The 21,345-nt window shown below is 46.8% G+C and carries 15 protein-coding genes and 1 riboswitch; of the genes, 2 read left to right on the forward strand and 13 right to left on the reverse strand.

All coding sequences use genetic code 11. The features are described 5' to 3' along the window. Window positions 1-406: 406 nt before the first annotated feature. The 11 genes from icmF to D4N35_RS06380 all read right to left on the reverse strand — a co-directional run bounded on the left by icmF (window position 407) and on the right by D4N35_RS06380 (window position 15,103). Window positions 407-3,670, reverse strand: a complete 3,264-nt coding sequence (gene icmF, locus D4N35_RS06330) for a fused isobutyryl-CoA mutase/GTPase IcmF (RefSeq protein WP_235870309.1) — start codon at window positions 3,668-3,670, stop codon at window positions 407-409. Continuing rightward, window positions 3,667-4,314 carry a TetR/AcrR family transcriptional regulator gene (locus D4N35_RS06335; RefSeq protein WP_120071589.1) on the reverse strand — a complete coding sequence of 216 codons (648 nt, stop codon included), beginning with the start codon at window positions 4,312-4,314 and terminating at the stop codon, window positions 3,667-3,669. The genes icmF and D4N35_RS06335 overlap by 4 nt, the downstream gene beginning before the upstream one ends. Window positions 4,315-4,374: 60 nt before the next feature. Continuing rightward, entirely contained in the window at window positions 4,375-5,511 is a 1,137-nt protein-coding gene (locus D4N35_RS06340; RefSeq protein WP_120071591.1) for an acyl-CoA dehydrogenase, read from the reverse strand. Between the two features lie 24 nt (window positions 5,512-5,535). Next, complete coding sequence (locus D4N35_RS06345) at window positions 5,536-6,672, reverse strand: acyl-CoA dehydrogenase (RefSeq protein ID WP_120071593.1); 1,137 nt, start codon at window positions 6,670-6,672, stop codon at window positions 5,536-5,538. A gap of 75 nt (window positions 6,673-6,747) precedes the next feature. Further along, window positions 6,748-7,599 carry a 3-hydroxybutyryl-CoA dehydrogenase gene (locus D4N35_RS06350; protein WP_120071595.1) on the reverse strand — a complete coding sequence of 284 codons (852 nt, stop codon included), beginning with the start codon at window positions 7,597-7,599 and terminating at the stop codon, window positions 6,748-6,750. Window positions 7,600-7,615: 16 nt separating this feature from the next. Continuing rightward, window positions 7,616-8,806 carry an acetyl-CoA C-acetyltransferase gene (locus tag D4N35_RS06355; protein WP_120071597.1) on the reverse strand — a complete coding sequence of 397 codons (1,191 nt, stop codon included), beginning with the start codon at window positions 8,804-8,806 and terminating at the stop codon, window positions 7,616-7,618. A gap of 292 nt (window positions 8,807-9,098) precedes the next feature. Beyond that, entirely contained in the window at window positions 9,099-11,213 is a 2,115-nt protein-coding gene (locus tag D4N35_RS06360; protein WP_120071599.1) for a 4Fe-4S dicluster domain-containing protein, read from the reverse strand. 222 nt (window positions 11,214-11,435) lie between these two features. Continuing rightward, entirely contained in the window at window positions 11,436-11,711 is a 276-nt protein-coding gene (locus D4N35_RS06365) for a hypothetical protein (protein ID WP_120071601.1), read from the reverse strand. A gap of 60 nt (window positions 11,712-11,771) precedes the next feature. After that, window positions 11,772-13,109, reverse strand: a complete 1,338-nt coding sequence (locus D4N35_RS06370; RefSeq protein ID WP_120071603.1) for an ABC transporter ATP-binding protein — start codon at window positions 13,107-13,109, stop codon at window positions 11,772-11,774. Window position 13,110: 1 nt separating this feature from the next. After that, window positions 13,111-14,172 carry a FecCD family ABC transporter permease gene (locus tag D4N35_RS06375; RefSeq protein WP_120071605.1) on the reverse strand — a complete coding sequence of 354 codons (1,062 nt, stop codon included), beginning with the start codon at window positions 14,170-14,172 and terminating at the stop codon, window positions 13,111-13,113. Further along, window positions 14,135-15,103 (reverse strand): ABC transporter substrate-binding protein, encoded by a 969-nt coding sequence (locus tag D4N35_RS06380; protein WP_120071607.1) that lies wholly within the window; start codon window positions 15,101-15,103, stop codon window positions 14,135-14,137. The genes D4N35_RS06375 and D4N35_RS06380 overlap by 38 nt, the downstream gene beginning before the upstream one ends. A gap of 125 nt (window positions 15,104-15,228) precedes the next feature. Continuing rightward, a riboswitch (cobalamin riboswitch) is annotated at window positions 15,229-15,432 on the reverse strand. Window positions 15,433-15,545: 113 nt separating this feature from the next. Between D4N35_RS06380 and cls the strand changes: the two genes are divergently transcribed. Beyond that, window positions 15,546-16,748 carry a cardiolipin synthase gene (cls, locus tag D4N35_RS06385; protein WP_120071610.1) on the forward strand — a complete coding sequence of 401 codons (1,203 nt, stop codon included), beginning with the start codon at window positions 15,546-15,548 and terminating at the stop codon, window positions 16,746-16,748. 42 nt (window positions 16,749-16,790) lie between these two features. Here cls and argS read toward each other — a convergent pair whose 3' ends face one another. Both argS and D4N35_RS06395 read right to left on the reverse strand, forming a co-directional pair. Continuing rightward, the gene (argS, locus tag D4N35_RS06390; RefSeq protein WP_120071612.1) at window positions 16,791-18,461 is read right to left on the reverse strand and encodes an arginine--tRNA ligase; all 1,671 of its coding nucleotides are present in this window, start codon (window positions 18,459-18,461) and stop codon (window positions 16,791-16,793) included. Continuing rightward, window positions 18,458-18,901 carry a YwiB family protein gene (locus D4N35_RS06395; RefSeq protein WP_120071614.1) on the reverse strand — a complete coding sequence of 148 codons (444 nt, stop codon included), beginning with the start codon at window positions 18,899-18,901 and terminating at the stop codon, window positions 18,458-18,460. The genes argS and D4N35_RS06395 overlap by 4 nt, the downstream gene beginning before the upstream one ends. 215 nt (window positions 18,902-19,116) lie before the next feature. Here D4N35_RS06395 and D4N35_RS06400 point away from each other — a divergent pair, with 215 nt between their 5' ends. After that, complete coding sequence (locus D4N35_RS06400; protein ID WP_120071616.1) at window positions 19,117-21,171, forward strand: transglycosylase domain-containing protein; 2,055 nt, start codon at window positions 19,117-19,119, stop codon at window positions 21,169-21,171. The last annotated feature ends 174 nt before the right edge of the window (window positions 21,172-21,345 follow it).

Genomic DNA, 21,345 nt, shown 5'->3' on the forward strand with positions numbered 1-21,345 from the left:
CTAATTTCAATTAATGCAATGCTAGTGATTTTATCCCGATGGAAAATAAAAATCCATGGATGCGTTTACGCTTTTCTTTGTCCAGCTACAGCACCCAGCGACTAGCAAACTTCGCCCTCCTTTCCTCGAAAAAGCTTCGCTTTTTCTGCGTGGATGTTTATTCGAGGAAGTAGGCTCAGAGCACTACGATAAGTCAACATCGGCTCGTACCTCGCCGTGTTGTCCGGCTCCGAGTGCCATCGGCTCGAGGTCATAAGCCAATCGCTGCTGAAGGCAAACTACGCCTTCTTCAGCGCTCGTCTTATGCTTGTCGCCGATAAGCAGGCACTCTCCGCCTTTCCTTATCCTTTATCTCATTGCGGAGTGCTCCAGTTTGTACGTCGCTAAACGGGTGCTTCCGCTTTTCTTACATATTTCTCCTGTACTGGCCGCCCACTTCATATAAAGCATGGGTAATTTGCCCAAGACTTGCTGTTTTGGTCGTCTCCATCAATTCGGCAAATATGTTTCCACCGCTGACAGCAACCTTTTTCAAACGGGTTAACGCTTCTTCGGCTTCATTCTGGTGCTGTTTCTGGAAATTGCGGAGATTCCGGATCTGTGTTTCCTTTTCCTCCTTGGTTGACCGTGCCAATTCAATGTTATCCAGGTCTGCTTCTGACGGAGGATTGGGGTTCAGATACGTATTCACGCCGATAATCGGCAGTTTCCCGGAATGCTTCAGCGTTTCATAATACATTGACTCTTCCTGGATTTTTCCACGCTGGTACTGCGTCTCCATGGCGCCGAGCACTCCCCCGCGGTCGTTCAGCCGTTCGAATTCCTGAAGCACCGCTTCTTCAACGAGATCTGTCAGTTCTTCCACAATAAAAGATCCTTGGAGCGGGTTTTCATTTTTGGAAAGACCGTGTTCTTTTGTAATAATCATTTGGATGGCCATCGCCCTTCTGACCGATTGTTCCGTCGGTGTCGTGATGGCCTCATCGTACGCATTCGTATGGAGCGAATTGCAATTATCCTGCAAAGCCATCAACGCCTGGAGCGTCGTCCGGATATCATTGAAATCAATTTCCTGGGCGTGAAGCGACCTGCCGGATGTTTGGATGTGATATTTCAATTTCTGGCTCCGCTCATTCGCACCGTATTTCTCCCGCATGACAACCGCCCAAATCCTCCTCGCCACCCGGCCGATGACTGTATATTCCGGATCGAGCCCATTGGAAAAAAAGAACGACAGGTTCGGTGCGAAATCATCGATATCCATTCCCCGGCTCAAATAATATTCGACATATGTGAACCCGTTGGCAAGAGTAAAAGCCAGCTGTGAAATCGGATTGGCTCCTGCCTCCGCAATATGATATCCGGAAATCGATACCGAGTAATAGTTTCTTACCTGATGATCAATGAAATACTGCTGGATATCTCCCATCATCCTTAAAGCAAATTCCGTTGAAAAAATACATGTATTCTGACCCTGGTCTTCTTTTAAAATATCAGCTTGAACCGTCCCTCTGACCGTTTTCAATGTCTGACTTTTCACCGTTTCAAGCTCCTCTTCGGTCAATTCCCGCCCAATCTCTTCCTGCTTTTTCCTTACTTGCTGCTCAATGGCAGTGTTCATAAACATCGCCAGGATGATCGGCGCCGGGCCATTGATCGTCATCGAAACGGAAGTGGACGGGGCACAAAGGTCGAAGCCGTCATACAATTTTTTCATATCATCAAGCGTACAGATGCTGACGCCGCTTTCACCGACTTTCCCATAAATATCGGGACGGTAATCCGGATCTTCCCCATACAATGTGACCGAGTCAAAGGCGGTGCTCAGCCGCTTGGCCTCATCGTCCTTCGATAAATAATGGAACCGGCGGTTCGTACGCTCAGGCGTACCCTCACCGGCAAATTGCCTTTTCGGATCTTCCCCCTGCCGTTTAAAAGGAAAAACGCCTGCCGTATAAGGATAGGAACCCGGTACATTTTCCTTATATACCCAATTCAAAATTTCCCCATAATCCTTGAACGAAGGAAGTGCCACTTTCGGAATGGAAAGTCCTGATAAACTTTTTGTCTTCAATTCTGTTACAATCTCTTTGTCCCTTATTTTTACGACAAACTGGTCTTTTGCATAGGCTTCCTTCGTCTCTTCCCAATTCTCCAAGACTTTCTTCGAATAGGGCGTGAGCTTTTCTTCCGTTTCTTTTTTCAATTCCTGAAGGGCCGCCAAAACTGGCTCGTTTTCCCCTCTTTCTTTCACAGCTTTGATTGTGCCTTCAATTTGAAACAGCTGTCTTGCGACCCGGACCTGCTCTTCCGCGTGCCCATGATATCTTCGGACCGTTTCGGCAATCTCCCGCAAATAATGCTGGCGGGAAGCCGGGATGATCACATTTTGCTTCTCCACTTCCTCCTCTTTGGAAAAAGATACATTCCAGTCCGTACCGCATTTTTCGTTTAACAGATCGATCAGGGCGGCAAACAGGGCATTCGTTCCGGGATCGTTGAACTGGCTGGCGATCGTTCCATACACCGGCATTTTTTCCAATTCCTCATCAAAAAGCAAATGGCTTCTCTGATATTGCTTTCTTACTTGATCCCTGGCATCTTCAGACCCTTTTTTCTCAAACTTGTTGATTGCAATGATATCGGCAAAATCAATCATATCGATTTTTTCCAATTGGGTAGGGGCGCCGAATTCGCTTGTCATCACATACATGGAAACATCGCTGATTTCCCTTATTTCCGCGTCTCCCTGTCCGATTCCGCTCGTTTCGACAATCACAAGGTCAACCCCCAGGGCTTTGACGATGCGGATGGCGTCGCGGATGGCGCCCGACAGCTCGTTCTTTGAACCACGGGTTGCCAGGCTTCTCATATACACACGCGGTGAAAAAATGGCATTCATCCGGATCCTGTCTCCCAATAACGCCCCGCCTGTCTTTTGCTTGGTCGGATCCACAGACAATACAGCCACTTTCTTTTCCGGAATTTCATGGATAAACCGGCGGATCAGTTCATCTGTCAACGAACTTTTACCTGCACCGCCAGTTCCTGTGATTCCCAGAACCGGTGCCTCTTGGCTCATTTCCTTCATTTCGGCGAAAACCCTCGAAAATTTGTTTCCTTCCTTTTCCCCTGCCCGGTTTTCGGCCAATGAAATCAATTTGGCAGCAGCCGCCATGCTCCCCTCTTTTAGCCGCTCGACTTCTTCCTCGATGGAATCGCCAATGGTTGAAAAATCGCATTCCTCCAGCATCAGGTTGATCATGCCCTGCAGGCCAAGAGTCCGGCCATCCTCCGGCGAAAATATCCGCGAAATCCCGTAATCATGGAGCTCTTTGATCTCACGGGGAATGATAACCCCTCCCCCTCCTCCATAAATGCGTATATGCGGCGCTCCCTTTTCCTTTAACAGATCATGCATGTATTTAAAATATTCTACGTGTCCGCCTTGATAAGAGGAGACGGCAATTCCCTGGACATCTTCTTGAATGGCCGCATTGACCACCTCCTCCACCGACCGGTTATGTCCAAGATGAATCACTTCCGCACCGCTGGCCTGCAATATTCTCCGCATAATATTGATGGAAGCATCATGCCCGTCAAACAAACTGGAAGCCGTTATGAACCGGACATGGTTTTTTGGCGTGTAGATTTCACTCACTTTTTTCATCCTCCTACTTCCACTTGTGTCTTAAAACCTTTAATCCCTGAAAAAAGCAAATCGGTCTGGAGGCGAATATAATCATCAATGGAACATGTTTTTTTCAAAGCCCAGCGCCGGAATCCCCACATCTGTCCCTGGACAAAAATGTTATGCGCCAACAGCTGCTGGTGCTCATGGCTGATGTCGAGTTCTCCGTTTTCCACACAGCGGCTGATCAGCTTCTCAAACATACCGACCATTTCCAATTCTTTTTTTAACACATAAGGCAGGGCCTCATTGGACAGGACCTTCGCTTCCTGATACATGACAAGCACTTCATCCTGCATCTCATCAATGATTCTGAAATAATGGCCGATTCCAAGTTTCAGGCTTTCCAGAGTCCCTTTCTCCAGGTCCATGCTGCTCAGTCTTTTCCTTACCTGCTCGTAAATGCTGTCGCACACAAGAAAAAGTACATCCTCTTTCGTCCTGATATATTCATATAAAGTACCGATGCTGAAACCGGCAGCCCGAGCAATTTCCCTAGTTGTCGTCCGATGGAAACCTTTTTCCTTAAAAAGGGATACGGCTCCGCGGATCATTTGATTCCTGCGTTTTTCCACAAGCTGCTCGTCTTTCACCGATGCCTGAATCTCCCTTTTCACTGCCAAAAAATTCACCTCTTTCAAGTATACAGTTACTAATTTCGGGCTCCGTAGCCCGCCGCTTTTCTATTTCGTTAACATTCTGGAAATGACCAGTCTTTGGATTTCCTGCGTTCCTTCATAAATTTGGGTGATTTTGGCGTCGCGCATATACCGTTCGACCGGATAATCCTTCGTGTATCCATAGCCGCCAAATATTTGCACTGCTTCAGTTGTCACTTTCATGGCTGTATCCCCGGCCATCAGCTTGGACATGGCCGACTCTTTCCCATATGGAAGACCTTCTGATTCAAGCCACGCCGCCTGATAAGTTAATAGTCTCGAAGCTTCGATGCCTGTCGCCATATCAGCCAATTTAAAAGCGATGGCCTGATTGTCGACGATCGGCCTTCCAAATTGCTTTCGTTCCTTTGCATACTCGACGGCGGCGTCCAAAGCACCCTGTGCGATTCCGACAGCCTGCGCCGCAATTCCATTTCGGCCGCCATCAAGAGTCATCATGGCAATTTTAAAGCCTTGCCCTTCCTCTCCCAGCACATTTTCCGCCGGGACTTTGCAGTCTTCAAAAATAATTTCGGTTGTCGGAGACGACCGGATTCCCAGTTTCTTCTCTTTTTTTCCTACGGAAAACCCTTCGAAGTCTTTTTCAATGATAAAAGCCGTGGAGCTCCGTTTGTCCTCCGGATTCAACAAGGCAAAAACAATATAAATATCAGCGATGCCTCCATTTGTAATAAAAATCTTGGAGCCGTTCAAAACATAATGGTCCCCGTCCCGCTTGGCCGTTGTTTTCATGCTGCTTGCATCCGAGCCTGAGCCGGGCTCCGTCAGCCCGTATGCCCCAATCTTTGTGCCTTCCGCCATCGGCTTTAAATATTTTTGTTTCTGCTCCTCCGTGCCGAATGTATAAACGGGCCAGCCTGCAAGCGATGTATGGGCGGAAAGCGTTACTCCTGTCGATGCACAGACGCGGGACAATTCTTCGACGGCAATGCAGTACGCCAAAAAATCACTGCCGATACCGCCGTATTTTTCCGGCCATGGAATTCCCGTCAATCCCAGCCCAGCCATTTTTTCAAAAATATCCATGTCAAAGCGCTCTTCTTCATCGCGCTCTGCCGCTGTCGGCTCCACTTCCTTTTTCGCAAAGTCACGCACCATTTTTCTGATCATTTCATGTTCTTCACTTAATTTAAAGTTCATCAAGTCTCCTCCTCAACACGCTCTCTATTTCAACAATTGCTTACTTATGACGATCCTTTGGATTTCACTTGTTCCTTCATATATTTCCGTGACCTTGGCATCCCTGAAAAATCGTTCAACGGGGTAATCTTTCGTGTAGCCGTAACCGCCGAATATCTGGATTGCTTCCGTGGCATTCTCCATCGCGGCCCTTGAAGCGAACAGCTTCGCCATCGATACTTCTTTCACACATGGCACGCCCGATGCACAAAGATCCGCGGCACGGTAGAGCAGTAATCTGGCGCTTTCCACAGCCGTTCCCATATCGGCAAGTTTAAAGGCCACCGCCTGCTGTTCGGCAATCGGTTTGCCGAACTGCCTGCGCTCCTTCGCATAACCGACTGCAGCTTCAAAAGCTGCTTCAGCAATACCAAGCGCCTGTGCAGCAATCCCGATCCGGCCGATATTCAGATTGGCCATTGCAATTCTAAAACCATTTCCCTCTTCGCCAAGCCGATTTTCTGCAGGCACCTTCATGTCTTCAAAGGTGAGCGGAACCGTTCTGGAGCCATCCAGCCCCATCTTTTTTTCGTCTTTTCCAATGAGAAGTCCCGGGGTATTCTTTTCAACAATAAAGGCAGAAATTCCACGGCTTCCTTTGGTTGGATCCGTTACGGCAAAAATAATATATATATCCGCTTCACCGCCGTTTGTGATGAACATCTTGGAGCCATTGACGACATAGTGGTCCCCTTGTTTGACCGCTCTGGATTTGATCGCTCCTGCATCCGAACCCGCTCCGGGCTCCGTAAGACAAAACGCAGCCAATGATTTTCCTTTCGCAAGCTTCGGAATAAATTTCTGTTTCTGTTCTTCTGTCCCGAACTGGAGAATCGGGTTCGTCCCGACAGAAGTATGCACGGACAGAATGACTCCCACGGTCGCACTTACTTTCGAAAGCTCATGGATCGCAATAATATAAGAGATAAAGTCCATACCCACTCCGCCGTATTGTTCCGGAGTTGTGATTCCCATCAACCCCAGCTCTCCCATTTTCTTGATGATACCCTTTGGGAACTCCCCGGCTGACATTCTTTCAATATTTGGCTTAATGTCGGTTTCAGCAAAATCACGTACCATTTTTCTCATCATTAACTGTTCATCGGTAAATTGAAGGTTCATCGCTGTCTCCTGCTTTCTTCGACATTTTAGTTGGTTTTTCTCGATTTCCAGCTACTGGCTTCGCCCTCCGCTTTTCTACACATATTCATAAAAACCGCGGCCCGATTTTTTTCCGAGCCAGCCTGCTTTTACATATTTTCGCAATAGGGGGCAAGGCCGGTATTTATCGTCTCCAAAGCCTTCATGAAGTGTCTCCATAATATATAGGCACGTGTCCAGCCCGATAAAATCAGCGAGGGTCAATGGTCCCATCGGGTGATTCATGCCAAGCTTCATCACTTCATCAATCGCTTCTTTCGTTGCAACTCCTTCGTATAATGTGTAAACCGCCTCATTGATCATGGGCATGAGAACCCTGTTTGAAACAAATCCCGGAAAATCGTTCACTTCAACAGGTACCTTTTTCAAGCGTTCAGTCATTTCCTCCACGGCTTGGTACACTTCATCCTCCGTTGCCAGGCCCCTGATAATTTCCACTAGTTTCATAACCGGGACCGGGTTCATGAAATGCATGCCTATCACCTTTTCCGGACGCTTTGTAGCTGCAGCCATTTCTGTGATGGGCAGAGAAGACGTATTGGTCGCCAAAATCGCATGCTCCGGCGCATATTGATCCAGCTCCTCGAAAATCTTCATTTTTATTTTTAAATTTTCAACAGCTGCTTCGATCACAATATCCGCATTCCCGGCATCTTTTAAATCAGTCGACTTAATGAATCTTGCAAGAATGCCCTCTTTTTCATCTTCATTCATTCTTTCTTTTTGGACCTGTCTATTTAAGTTTTTGCGAATGACTTCAAGCCCTTTTTCAACAATGTCTTCTTTCAGGTCATTTAAATAGACCTGGTAGCCTGCTTGTGCGCAAACCTGTGCAATTCCCGAGCCCATTTGCCCGGCACCGACGACCATCACTTTTTCGATTTGCATATTCTTCCCCTCCACATCAGTCATTTTTCGGAACTTCAACCATCACTGCATCTCCCTGGCCTCCGCCCGAACATATAGAGGCAATTCCAATTCCTCCCCCGCGCCGCCTCAGCTCATATGCCAGAGACAGAATGATCCTGGCGCCGCTTGCGCCAATCGGATGCCCAAGCGCTACAGCTCCTCCGTTTACATTCACCTTTTGCGGATCCAGGCCGGCAATTTTACTGCTTACCAACGTTACGGCCGCAAAAGCTTCGTTAATTTCAAAAAGGTCAATTTCATCTGCGGTTTTTCCGCATTTTTTTAACAGTTCATTGATGACAAGACCCGGTGTTTTTGGAAAATCCTTTGCCTCAACAGCAACCTCTGCATGGCCGACAATAAATCCAAGCGGGTTCCTTCCTTCACGATTAGCCCGCTCTTCGCTCATCAGCACGAGAGCTGCAGAACCGTCGTTCACCCCCGGAGCATTTCCGGCAGTAATCGTTCCATCAGAACCGAAAGCAGGCCTAAGCTTAGACAATTTCTCTATCGATGTATCAATTCTGGGTCCCTCATCCTGGTCGACGGCAAGCGGATCTCCTTTTCGCTGCGGAACTTCCACCGGAACAATCTCCTCAGCCAAAAAACCTTTATTTCTTGCCGCGATTGACCGTTCATGGCTTCTGAGCGCCCACTTATCCTGTGCTTCCCTCGTAATCTCATATTCTATTGCACTTTGATTGCCGTAGGTTCCCATGTGGACGCCGGAAAAAGCGCACGTCAGTCCATCATGGATCATCAGGTCGATGATCGATGCGTCTCCCATCTTGTATCCCCATCTGGCTTTCGGCAATATATAAGGGGCATTGGACATCGATTCCATGCCGCCCGCCACGATGACCTCTTCATCGCCAGCCCGAATAATCTGGTCTGCCAATGTCACGGCTCTCATTCCTGAAGCACACACTTTATTCACGGTTTCCGTCTTCACTTCCCATGGAATGCCGGCTTTTTGTGCCGCCTGCCTTGATGGGATTTGCCCTTGTCCTCCCTGCAAAACTGTCCCGAGGATGACTTCCTGGACTTCTTCCGGCTTCACATTCGACCTTGCCAACGCTTCTTTTACAGCGATTCCTCCAAGATCGGAAGCAGCCAATGAACTCAGGCTGCCGCCAAATTTTCCAAACGGGGTCCTTGCGCCTTCAAGAATTGCTGATCTAGCCATTCTTTCATCTCCTTTTGATATAGAAATGCATAAGCGCCCGTTTAGCGACGTACAAACTGGAGCACTCCGAAATGAGATAAAGGAAACACGGCGACGAAGGAGCCGATGTTGACTTATCGTAGTGGAGGAGTGCGAAGTTTGCTAGTCGCTGGGCGCTGTAGCTGGACAGTACCCTAAAAACTTATTCTCTTTGCCCTTTAAAACTAAAACGCTTTCAAATTTGACTGAACGCTCGCTCGATAAAGTTTTTAGAAGGAGGCGCTTCTTTTAAAAGAAGCACCCCATATTCATATTACGAAGCTTTATCGGTTCCCGGCTCTCCGAAAACAGCCTTTTCCAAAAGCTCTGCTACATCATATGTTTTCACTGTATCTTCCACTTCTTTTGCCTTAGTGCCGTCTGACAGCATCGTCAGGCAGTACGGGCATCCGGAACTGATGATGGAAGGATTGACAGCAAGGGCCTGCTCAGTCCTTGCAACGTTGATGCGCTGTCCTGTATCTTCCTCCATCCACATCAATCCTCCGCCGGCTCCGCAGCACATTCCGTTTTCCCGGTTTCTTTCGATTTCAACCAAAGTGACACCCGGAATCGATTTGAGAATTTCTCTCGGAGGGTCATAAACATCATTATAGCGCCCGAGATAGCAAGAATCGTGGAAGGTGATTTTTTCATTCACTTCATATTTCGGCTTCAGTCGTCCTTCTTTCACCAGTTGATCAAGCAGTTCGGTGTGATGATGGACTTCTGCTTCCAAGCCAAAGTCAGGATATTCATTTTTAAATATATTATATGCGTGCGGGTCAATCGTCACAATTTTTTTAACGTCATTTTTCTCAAATTCTTTAATGTTGGCAGCAGCCAGCTCCTGAAATAAGAACTCATTGCCAAGACGCCGGGGGGTGTCGCCCGAGTTTTTCTCCTTGTTTCCGAGAATCGCAAATTTTACACCGGCTTCATTAAGGAGTTTCGCAAACGACAAAGCGATTTTCTGGCTGCGGTTGTCGAACGCACCCATCGAGCCGACCCAGAGCAGATATTCGAATTCTTCCCCTGCTTTCTTCAGTTCTTTGACTGTCGGAACCTGTACGTCTTCCCGAAGCTCACGCCAGTTCTCTTTTTCCTTCCGGTTCAACCCCCAAGGGTTTCCCTGCCTTTCAATATTTTGCATCGCCCGCTGGGCATCAGGGTTCATTTTGCCTTCTGTCAGGACAAGATAGCGGCGCATATCGATAATATGGCTCACATGCTTGTTCATCACCGGACACTGGTCTTCACAATTCCGGCACGTTGTACAGGCCCATAATTCCTCTTCCGTGATGACATCTCCGATCATGCTCGGCTGGTAATCCAATGCCGCTGCCGCCTCTGATGCGCCTTCTCTGGTACCGGCTTTTGCAATTTGATTGCCAAGCGTGTTGGCGAATGCGTAAGTCGGGACCCATGGCTGTTTTCTCGTTACGGCAGCCCCATAATTCGTCAAATGATCCCTGAGTTTGATCATGATGTCCATCGGGGACAGCATTTTTCCCGTACCGGTCGCCGGGCACATATTGGTACAGCGACCGCACTCCACGCACGCATACAGATCCACAAGCTGAAGGTCTGTGAACTCATCGATTTTTCCTACACCGAAGCTTTCAGCTGTTTCATCCTCAAAATCAATCGGTGAAAGCTTCCTGCCGCCATCAAGCGGCTCCAGGTAAACGTTTGCAGGACCTGCAATCAAATGTGCATGCTTCGATTGAGGCACGTACACAAGGAAAGCCAACAAAATCAGCAAATGGATCCACCATGCAATATAAAATACGATCCCTGCAGCAAGCGGGCTCATCCAGCTGAATGCAGCTGCAATTGCGGAAGCCACAGGCTCAGTCCACGCCAGCTCCTCCCCTTGCCAAATGAGCGACATCCCGTTTCCAAGCAGCACAGACAGCATGAGTCCGCCGATAAAAAGAAGGACAAGACCTGCATAAAACCCCCTCTTCAATCTGACAAGCTTTTCAATATACCGTCTGTAAAATGCCCATACAACCGCAACCAATATGATGAGCGTTACGATTTCCTGGAAAAACTTAAATCCGGGATAGAGCGGACCGAGCGGCAGATGTGACCCCGGTGCGAGCCCTTTCCAAATGAAATCGATTGCACCAAATTGCACAAGAATAAATCCATAGAAAAACATGACATGAATGATTCCGCTCTTTTTATCCTTGAGCAGCTTTTTCTGGCCAAAAACATATGTCCAAATATTTTTCAGGCGCGCTTTCACATCATTATCAAACTCTATTTTTTTCCCCAGTTTAATAAACTTGATGCGTGTTTTGACGACATAGACAAACAAAGAGACGCCGTATGCCGTTACAAGCAAAAACGCAATCCAATTCAACCACAGTAAAGCATGCATATGAAATGACCGCTCCCTTCCAAATTGTTAAGACTGCAAATGACTTTTCTGAAAGTTATTAACTCCATTATATAATGAATGAGCATTCAGTCAAGAAGAAAAATGAAAAAGCTGCCCCCGGTTGAATTGACAATCGGGGGCAGCCCAAAAGAAATGATACATATGGATTGTATTTTTGGAGTTTGCATTGATGAAAGAATAATACGGGGCTATTGGCATTTTTTACTTAATTCCGATTAAGTTTTTGAGGCGGTGAATATCCGATTCATTTGTCCATGTCCGTTTTTCCAAAAGCTCAACCTTTGCCGCCAACTCGTCCTGTTTTGACTCGAATGAATCCAATCTTTTATTCACGCCGTCAAACCTTTTGAATGTTTCAAGCTTGAATCCATCCAAATCAGCCTTTATTTCCTGCTGACCATGGATTAATGCCCCCAGCAATTCACTGTGTTCACCAAGCTTCTTGCTGTGTTCATCCAGCTTCGCATTAATTTCCAACGCTTCCCCCCCTCCTTTCTTCACTTTATTCTACCATAGACAATCGATAAACAAACGACATTAATTCGACAAACCCGATTTCATGCTGCTGAACAATTTTTCCGAGCAATCGAGCAGTCCTCTTCGGATAGCTTGCCCAAGCTCGGAAGAAGGCCTTGCCGATGGTAAAATTGCTCCTTTTTGCGTTGCAGCCACCACGATGCCATCATCCGTTTCCTTTGGACGGACCTTATTTTTTAAAGCGGTTTGCTTTCCTTCCAAAGCAGCAGCCAACGCTTCAATCAACGCATTTTCGCTAACATGCCCATTGATAAAAAGCCAAGTATGGAAAAAACCCAGACGCCGGTCTGCAGTCAATACAAATAATATGGAAAATCCACCTTCGTGGTTTACACTGTAATTTGTGTAAAGTTGATCATCATCAATCTGCATTGCAACAGTTTTTTCGCCTTTGTCTATTGATGGCCTGCCTGTGCTGATAATGAACTTTTCCTTCCAGCCCAGACCGGAGCCGCCTGAAGCAGACGCTATTGTTTTTAAAGGAGTGGGCGAATCAAACAAAACACTTTCATCATTCCTAGATAAATATTTTTCGTCCAAGATTGTCTTGTCATCTTTCCCTGACTCAGGAATAAGCACCATATTCGGCTTCGGGACCTCCGGATGCGGATGATTTTCCAGTGCTGTCCTGTAAATCCGCTGTATCAACGTTTCATTTAGAACTTCTTCAGGTGAACCAATGCACACGACTTCACCTTCATTTAAAAGAAGCAGGCGGTCGCAATAAAGACCGGCCAGGTTAAGATCATGAAAAACCGTTACAACTGTAAGTCCTCTCTGCCTGGTCCAGCGCCTTAACCGATCAAGCAATCCTTTTTGGTGGGAAAGGTCCAAGTGATTTGTCGGTTCATCAAGGAGAAGAATGTCCGGCTCCTGGGCAAGCGCCTGGGCCAGGAAAGCCCTTTGCCGCTCACCCCCGGACAGCTCTTGCAATGACACATCCTGAAATTCCTTCATTTTTGTCAATGCCATCACTTCCTGGACAACCGCCTCATCTTTTGGGCTCCATGTATGAAACAGTCCCCTCTGGTGGGCATACCTTCCCAGTTCAACCGTTTCCTTTACAGTGAACGGAAACATTTCGCTTGTGACCTGCGGCAATACAGCCATCAGCTTTGCAAGATTTTTGGAAGAATATTGTTGGAGGGGGCGGCCATCGAGCGTTATTTCTCCATCTTTATATGAAAGGAGTCTGCTCATCACTTTAAGCAGCGTCGACTTTCCGCTTCCATTCGGCCCAAGGATTCCGAACATTTCCCCCCGGCTGACAGCAAAGGTTATATTTTTCAATATGTTTGCATCGGAATAACCGCCGGAGAGATTTTTCACTTGAAGCATGTCATCCACTTCTTTCCATTCGTCTTCTCAACAAAATAAAAGCAAATACCGGGGCCCCTATCAGTGCAGTGATGACACCGATAGGCAGCTCTGCCGGTTCAATGACAATCCTTGCGGCCAAATCGGCTAAAATAAGGAAACCTGCACCGATCAACATAGAGAGCGGCAAAAGATGCTTATGGTCCGGTCCCCATAATATTCTTGTCAAATGCGGGATGACAAGGCCTACAAATCCGATCGTTCCCGAAACAGCGACAGCTGCTCCGGTGATCATGGAACTCGATGCCAATACAGCAAATTTCCTGGCGGGCACATTGACACCAAGATACTGTGCCCTCTCTTCACCAAAGGCAATCGCATTCAGCTCTCGCGAATTCAGTAATAGAACAAGGCTCCCTATAACCAGGAACGGCAAAATAATCTGCACATAGCTCCATCCTCTCATGGAGACACTTCCCAGCAGCCAGCCGATGATTTGGCGAAGTTCCTCTCCCGAGAGGGCAATCATCAAGGAAATGAGCGCTCCCAGAAATGAACTGAAAATGATTCCTGTTAAGATGATTGTCTCCACTTTCATGGATCTGTCGATGCTTCTGGCAAAAAAAAGGACAATAATGATCGTGATAAATGCAAAAACGATACTGAGAAGCGGCAGTGTATATATTCCCGCCAACGGTAAGGAGATTTGGTAAAACAAAGTGACAACCGCACCGACAGACGCACCGGATGAAACACCCAGCGTATAAGGGTCGGCAAGCGGGTTACGGAGCAGGCCCTGAAAGGCCGCCCCCGCAATCGCGAGCGAGGCACCGACAAGACCTGCAAGCACAACGCGGGGCAGGCGGACTTTCATGACTATATTGGCAAACATCGGATCTACCTGCTTTTCGTTTAAAAAAGGCAGGGCCTTGCCGGCGATGATGCTGACGATATCTTCTACCGGAACTCTTACAGAACCTATTGATATTGCCGCAAGAATGGCGACAACCATAAAAATGATTGCCGCTGAGTATGCTACGAGTGGATTACTCCCCGAAAACTTCCGGGTAAACAGCTTTTGCAAGCGCCTCTACTCCTTCAGCGATCCGCGGGCCTGGACGGCTTGTAAGAGCCTCGTCTATCAAGTGAACCTGCTTGTCTTTGACAGCTGCGATGTCCTGCCAGCCTTTACGGTCAAGCACTTGATCCACCGGATTTTCCACATAGTTATAGTTGACAATGATGACCTCAGGATTCATTTCAATGATGGCTTCCTCGTTCATCATAGGCCAGCCTTCCTCTTGAACCGCATTTTTTGCGTTGATTGTCCCAAGCATTTGATCCATAAATGTGTTTTTCCCCACAGCATAAATTTCGGGGGCCGGCGATATTTCTACGAATACAGATTTCTGGTCTTCTTCCTTGATATCGGCCGCTTTCTTTTCGATTTCGTCAAGCTTTGCTTTCAGGTCTTCGTTCACATCAGACGCTTCGTCCGTATGTCCTGTCGCTTTTCCGATAAATTCAATGGTTTCGTACACCTCATCGAAGCTTTGGGCATCTTTGACGACAAGAACCGGTATACCGCTGTCTTCCAGCTGTTTTAACCCTGAGTCCCACCTGTCGCCCGCCGATCCGTGGGAAAGTACAAGATCAGGTTCCAAAGCAATGATCTTTTCTATGTTTAATTCCATGCCTGCCACTTGCTCCTTATCCTTTACTTCCTCAGGATAATTATCATTTTCGTTGACAGCCACTACTTCGTTCCCTGCACCGACGGCATAAAGAATTTCTGTATTGCTCGGAATGAGCGAAACAATTTTTTCCGGCTTCTCTTCAATCGTTACTTCTTTATCCGCCGCATCCTTCAGCGTTACCGGAAAGCTGTCTTCTGAAGCCTGTTCAGTTTTAGGTTCCGTATTTTGCTTCCCTTCTCCTGCATCTCCCTGATTGCCGCAGGCTGCCAGAAACCCTGCCAGCATTAATGCCATTAACCATGAATAAATCTTTTTCATCCTGTAAATCCTCCTATATAAAAATAAAAAAACATCCCCAGTGCGCAGGAGATGAGTATGTATAAAGGCATGAATATGCAAACAGGCATCGCCGCCTGTTTGTCACCTCTCCCATCCGCGCAGGTTTTTGGTGTTTGAATCCGGCAGGTCTCCTGGCTCATGTTCATCGCATTCTGCCCCTTCCCATGCATTGCGCACAGTGGTTTATGGCAGGACGCTCCCATTTACAGTGGCGGGACCGCGTTGGAATTTCACCAACTTCCCTTTTCAGCTTTCATGCCGTTTTTTAAAAGCGGGCATGAAAAGCAACCGAATCCAAAAATATACTATTTTTTTACATCAATTGTAATTATACACGATTTATTCGGTTTTCACAGCTTTTTCAAAAAGAATTTGGGAATACTAATCAGGATTCATTTCTGTTTCGAGGAGGGAATTCCAATTGAAGTGGCTGACTGGGTCCATCATTTTAATCACCGCATTACTTTTTGCCGCTTCCGCGGATTTTTTTCTCGGTAGATATGTTCACGGAAAAAAAATGAGGCCTTGCAGCTACCCTGTCAGAAATGGCCGGATTCAATTGATAACGAGCGGTCCGGAACTTTTTTCCAATTACTTTGATGATCTCTATAAGGCTGAAACAAGTATCCATGTGCTCTTTTATATTGTTAAAAACGACCGATTCGGCAAACTGTTTTTTGAAATATTGATCGACCAGGCCCGCAAAGGGATCAAGGTGCGCCTGCTGCTTGACTGGTTCGGAAGCAGAACGGTTTCAAAAAGCCTTCTTAAAAAGGCTCGCTCTGCCGGAGTTGAAGTCGTTTTTTGCCACCGTCCCCGTTTTCCCTTTGCCTTTTTTTCCCTTCAACAAAGAAATCACCGAAAAGTCACGATCATTGATGGAAAAATCGGTTACGTCGGCGGGTTTAATGTGGGAAAGGAATATATTGATCTGGATCCCGTCCTTTCACCTTGGCGGGATTATCATCTCCGGATCGAAGGCGAGGGCATTGCCGATCTGCAGACAGAGTTCCTGCTGGACTGGGAGAGGGCAGCAGGTACCAGCCATTTGAAAGACAGTTCCCTTTATCCTCATTTGGAGAAAGGGCCAATGCCCTACCGTTTTTTTCCGACACAGGGAGTGGATGCAGAAGAGGAAATCCTGCAGTTGATTGATCAAGCGGAGGAAAATATTTTTGTCGGTACACCTTACTTCGTCCCTCCCGAAAAATTGATTTACGGGCTTGTGCAGGCGATCCAAAGAGGCGTTGCCGTTACAGTTCTAGTCCCTGATAAATCGGACCATCCGATTGTAAAGGAGGCTTCTCTCCACTATTTGCGGAAGATCCTGGCAGCCGGAGGGGATGTCTATCAATATGAAGCCGGCTTTTTCCATGCAAAAGTCATCTTGATAGATGGAACGTTCTGTGACATCGGAACAGCCAACTTCGATTGCAGAAGCTTCAGGCTTAACTACGAAATCAATTGTTTTATCTACGACCAAAAATTTATTGATGAAACTGAAAGAATCGTTCAGGAAGATATAAGCCGTTCCAGCCGGTTATCCCCTGAAGACCTGGCTGATCCCCCCTTATCCGTACGCTCTAAAGAATGGACAGGCATGCTCTTTAAATACTTTTTATAAAATGAACAGGAGCGCCATTCGGCGCTCCTTTCATGTGAAATATTACATTTTTTCCGGTGCAGACACGCCCACCAATGTCAATGCGTTCTTCAATGTGATTTGGGCCGCATTTACGAGGGCGAGGCGGGCTTTCGTTTCGTCAAGCTGTTCTTCATTCAACACTTTTTCAGCATTATAATAGCTGTGGAAAACGGACGCCAACTCAAAAATGTAATTGGTGATCCGATGGGGAATCCGTTTATCAGCCGCCTCCGCAATAACTTGAGGGAATTCACCGAGTTTCTTCAAGAGATCAATCGCTTTTTCGCTGGACAGGGATGAAAAGTCGGTGCCTGCATCAAAGGAAATTCCCTTTTCCTCTGCGGAACGCAAAATACTGCAAATCCGCGCATGGGCATACTGGGCGTAGTAGACGGGATTGTCATTTGATTCGGCAACAGCCAGATCAAGGTCAAAATCCATATGTGTATCACCGCTTCTCATGGCAAAGAAGTAGCGCACCGCATCAAGTCCGACCATTTCAATCAAGTCTGTCATTGTCACCGCTTTTCCCGACCTTTTGCTCATCTTGACCCTTTCCCCGTCTTTATACAGGTTAACCAGCTGAATGATCTCCACTTCAAGCATGTCAGGATCAAAGCCGAGCGCCTCGATTGCCGCCTTCATTCTTGGGATATAACCATGGTGGTCAGCGCCCCAAATATTGATGAGTTTATCAAAACCCCGGTTGATTTTGTCGAGGTGGTAAGCAATGTCCGGTGTAATATATGTGTAGCTGCCATCATTCTTAATCAACACACGATCTTTGTCGTCGCCAAAATCGGTCGAACGGAACCATGTTGCCCCTTCCTTTTCGTAAAGGTGGCCTTTTTCCTGAAGCAATTCAAGTGTTTCATCAATCTTTCCGCTTTCATAAAGGGATGTTTCCGAATACCAAACATCAAAAGCTACACGGAACTGCTTAAGGACATTTTTCAACTTATCCAATTCAAAATCCAGCCCGTAGCGGCGGAAGAAAGCGATACGGTCTTTCTCATTTTCATGGACAAATTTATCGCCTTGTTCCTCGGCAAGTTTTTTTCCGATCCCAATGATATCCTCGCCGTGATATCCGTCTTCGGGCATCGGCTTGTCGATGCCGAGCGCTTGGAAGTACCGAGCTTCAACAGACAGGGCAAGATTGTTGATTTGGTTTCCGGCATCATTGATATAATATTCCCTGGAAACCGCATAGCCCGCTTTATCGAGAATATTGCAAAGTGAATCGCCTACCGCGGCCCCGCGCGCATGTCCAAGATGAAGGTCCCCTGTCGGATTGGCGGAGACGAATTCCACTTGAATCTTTTCACCTTTCCCCGCATCGGAGCGGCCGTATTCATCGCCTGCTTCCAAAATCGCCGGAACAAGTCCGGTCAAATAGCTGTTGTCCATATAAAAATTAATAAATCCAGGCCCTGCAATATCAACTTTTTCAATGGATGCTTCCGATACATCAAGGTGTGCTTTGATCTCTTCAGCAATTGTCCTCGGAGATTTTTTCGCTATACGGGCCAACTGCATGGCCATATTGGTTGAATAGTCGCCATGAGACTTTTCTTTGGGCGTTTCCAGAACGACCGCCGGCATTTCATCTTCGCCGGCCAGTCCAGCCTTTAATATGGCATTCTTTATCTCCAGCTTCAATGTTTCCTGCTTCTGCTCCACTACGTTCATAAATTCCCTGTTTCCTCCCTGTATTGTATTTCCATATCATATTTTCCGGCATGTGTGCCTTGCATGTATAAATCATATCCAAGATTGATTTTGCCTTCACATTTATCATCATATTCATGGTGAGCTAGTTTGTTTGTATCCGTGGACAGTAAAAGGCTGCCGTATTCACTTGCATGAGATCCGTCTTTTTGTTCGTTCAGCCGGAATTTCATACGCATATTGATGATCCCTTTTCTGAAAATGGTCGCTTCCTCGTCATCCACTTTCACAAGCGTATGGACAGTCCCTTCCTCTTGAACTTCATCATATTTCAGAAAAACCGCATTGTTTTTCCGATAATATTGGCCAAACAGGATCATTTCAAATGTTTCTTCTTCTCCGTCGAGACAAATATTTGTCGTAAGATGAATTTTAACCGGAGTTTGGACATCCGCTGTCAACGCCGCCACACCCTTTTTATGTAATGTAACCTATTCATTATAGGAAAATTTCAAAACAAAGTCCATGTCTCAGCACTCAAAATCGGCGATCAAAATAACCTCCTGTCATCATAGATTGCTTCCTTGGTGAGAAATATATCCTTGCCGCATGAATAAATTCATGCATTTTCTTTCATACTGTTGAATGAGATTGCTAGAATTCAGGGGGTGAGGAATTGGAAACGGCCACGGGGGCAAAGAAAAAATGGAGGACATTTCGGGTGTTTGCGGTGTTGTCGCTTTTGGCTGCGACAGCCGTAACCATCATACTATTATCTTTTTGGCTGTGGATCAAAATTCTCGGCCCGCCGCCACTGTCCATTCCACAATCCACATTATATTATGCATCCGACGGCTCGATCATTGGAGAAAGCAACAGCGGGGAAAAAAGATATTGGATTTCGCTGGATGAAGTGCCTTCCCATGTTTCGGATGCCGTCATAGCGATTGAGGACCGTACTTTTTACAGTCACCACGGCTTTGATTTGAAAAGAATTGCGGGCGCCATCGCGGCTAATGTCAAAGCAATGGGGAAAGTCCAGGGAGCGAGCACAATTACACAGCAATATGCCAGAAACTTGTTTTTGACACTTGATAAAACCTGGTCGCGCAAATTGCTGGAGGCTTTTTATACAATCCGCCTAGAGGTGAATTACGACAAGGATGAAATTCTTGAAGGCTACATCAACACGATCTCCTTCGGACATGGGGCTTACGGAATTGAGGCTGCCAGCCAATTTTATTACGGAAAAAGCGCAAAGGAACTTACAATTGCGGAAGCATCCATTCTTGCCGGCATCCCCAAAGGTCCCGGAATCTACTCTCCGATCATCTCGGAAGAAAAGGCAAAATCCAGGCAGGCACTCGTATTAGGCGCTATGGTAAAAACAGGGGCGATTTCACCGGAAGAAGCGAAAGCCGCCTCACAGGAAAAGCTTTTCTTCATTGGGAAACACCCCCATCACCAGGCGGAAAAAGCACCATATTTCTATGATACTGTAAAAAAAGAATTGAAGGAAAAAGCAGGCCTGGATGATAGAAGCATAGCTCTTGGAGGATTGAAAGTCTATACTGCACTTGATGTGAAGCAACAAGATATTGCTGAAAAAGTGATAAGTGAAACGATATCGGAAACATCTGATATCCAGGCCGGTTTTGCGGCGATGGATCCGGAAACCGGCCATGTCACAGCTTTGGTTGGCGGAAGGAACTATAAGGACAGTTCTTTCAACAGGGCGACCCAGGCTGTAAGGCAGCCCGGCTCAACGATAAAGCCTCTCCTGTACTACGCTGCATTGGAACATGGTTTCACTCCATCGACCGTATTAAGGAGTGAACCGACTACATTCAGATTCAGCAACGGGCAGTCCGATTATACGCCGCATAACTTTAACAACCAATATGCAAATGGAGAAATCACGATGGCCCAAGCGCTCGCTTTGTCCGATAATGTGTATGCCGTTAAAACCCACTTGTTCCTTGGACAGGATGCACTGGTCAATACAATCCGCAGGCTTGGCATTTCCACAAAGATGAAGAACGTGCCTTCCCTCGCCTTGGGAACTTCCGGAGTAAAGCCGATTGAACTTCTCAATGCCTACAGCATCATAGCAAACGGGGGGAAGAAAGTGGAGCCTGTTTTCATCGTCCGTGTGGAGGATTTTCGCGGAAAAGTGATCTATGAGGAGCCGAAAATCAAAGAGCAGGTACTGGAGCCGGAGTTTGCCTTTGTTTTAAGCCATATGATGACAGGCATGTTTGATAAAAAATTAAACGGATATGCGACGGTCACCGGGGAGTCCGTCATGAACCAGATGAGCCGGGAGTATGCAGGAAAGTCCGGTTCTACCAACTCCGACAGCTGGATGGCGGGTTTTACCCCGAAATTGGCTTCCGTCGTATGGACTGGATATGACAAAGGAAAAGAAATCACTTTGACGGAAGACAAATTATACGCAAAAAATATTTGGATCCGCTTCATGGAGCGTTCATTGGAAGGCCAGGATGAAAAGGAACATGCCTTTTTGCCTCCAGCAAAGGTAACTGCGGTCCCTGTCGATCCTGTCAATGGCAAAAAAGCGACGAATTCCTGCCCGGTCTTCAGGCTCACCTATTTTGTAAAGGGGACAGAGCCAACGGAGTTTTGCACCGACCATCTGCATGAGCTTAATAAGGAGCGGGTACCGCATAAAAAAGAAAAGAAAAAACACTGGTGGCAACGGATATTTTGATGAGAAAAGCGCAGGCGCCCGTTTAGCGACGTACAAACTGGAGCACTTCGCAATGAGATAAAGGAAACACGGCGACGAAGGAGCCGATGTTGACTTATCGTAGTGGAGAAGTGCGAAGTTTGCTAGTCGCTGGGCACTGGAGCTGGACAAAGCAACAATACTTTTATATGAATA

It is taken from the genome of Siminovitchia fortis (assembly GCF_003605365.2).
GTDB classification, from domain to species: Bacteria; Bacillota; Bacilli; order Bacillales; family Bacillaceae_C; genus Siminovitchia; species Siminovitchia fortis.

Excerpts from the sequence above, each read along its gene's own strand:
- D4N35_RS06355 (WP_120071597.1), bottom strand. The coding sequence starts at position 8,806 with ATGGCTAGATCAGCAATTCTTGAAGGCGCAAGGACCCCGTTTGGAAAA.
- D4N35_RS06345 (WP_120071593.1), bottom strand. The coding sequence starts at position 6,672 with ATGAACCTTCAATTTACCGATGAACAGTTAATGATGAGAAAAATGGTA.
- argS (WP_120071612.1), bottom strand. The coding sequence starts at position 18,461 with ATGAACGTAGTGGAGCAGAAGCAGGAAACATTGAAGCTGGAGATAAAG.
- D4N35_RS06350 (WP_120071595.1), bottom strand. The coding sequence starts at position 7,599 with ATGCAAATCGAAAAAGTGATGGTCGTCGGTGCCGGGCAAATGGGCTCG.
- D4N35_RS06340 (WP_120071591.1), bottom strand. The coding sequence starts at position 5,511 with ATGAACTTTAAATTAAGTGAAGAACATGAAATGATCAGAAAAATGGTG.
- D4N35_RS06380 (WP_120071607.1), bottom strand. The coding sequence starts at position 15,103 with ATGAAAAAGATTTATTCATGGTTAATGGCATTAATGCTGGCAGGGTTT.
- D4N35_RS06370 (WP_120071603.1), bottom strand. The coding sequence starts at position 13,109 with ATGCTTCAAGTGAAAAATCTCTCCGGCGGTTATTCCGATGCAAACATA.
- icmF (WP_235870309.1), bottom strand. The coding sequence starts at position 3,670 with ATGAAAAAAGTGAGTGAAATCTACACGCCAAAAAACCATGTCCGGTTC.
- D4N35_RS06360 (WP_120071599.1), bottom strand. The coding sequence starts at position 11,213 with ATGCATGCTTTACTGTGGTTGAATTGGATTGCGTTTTTGCTTGTAACG.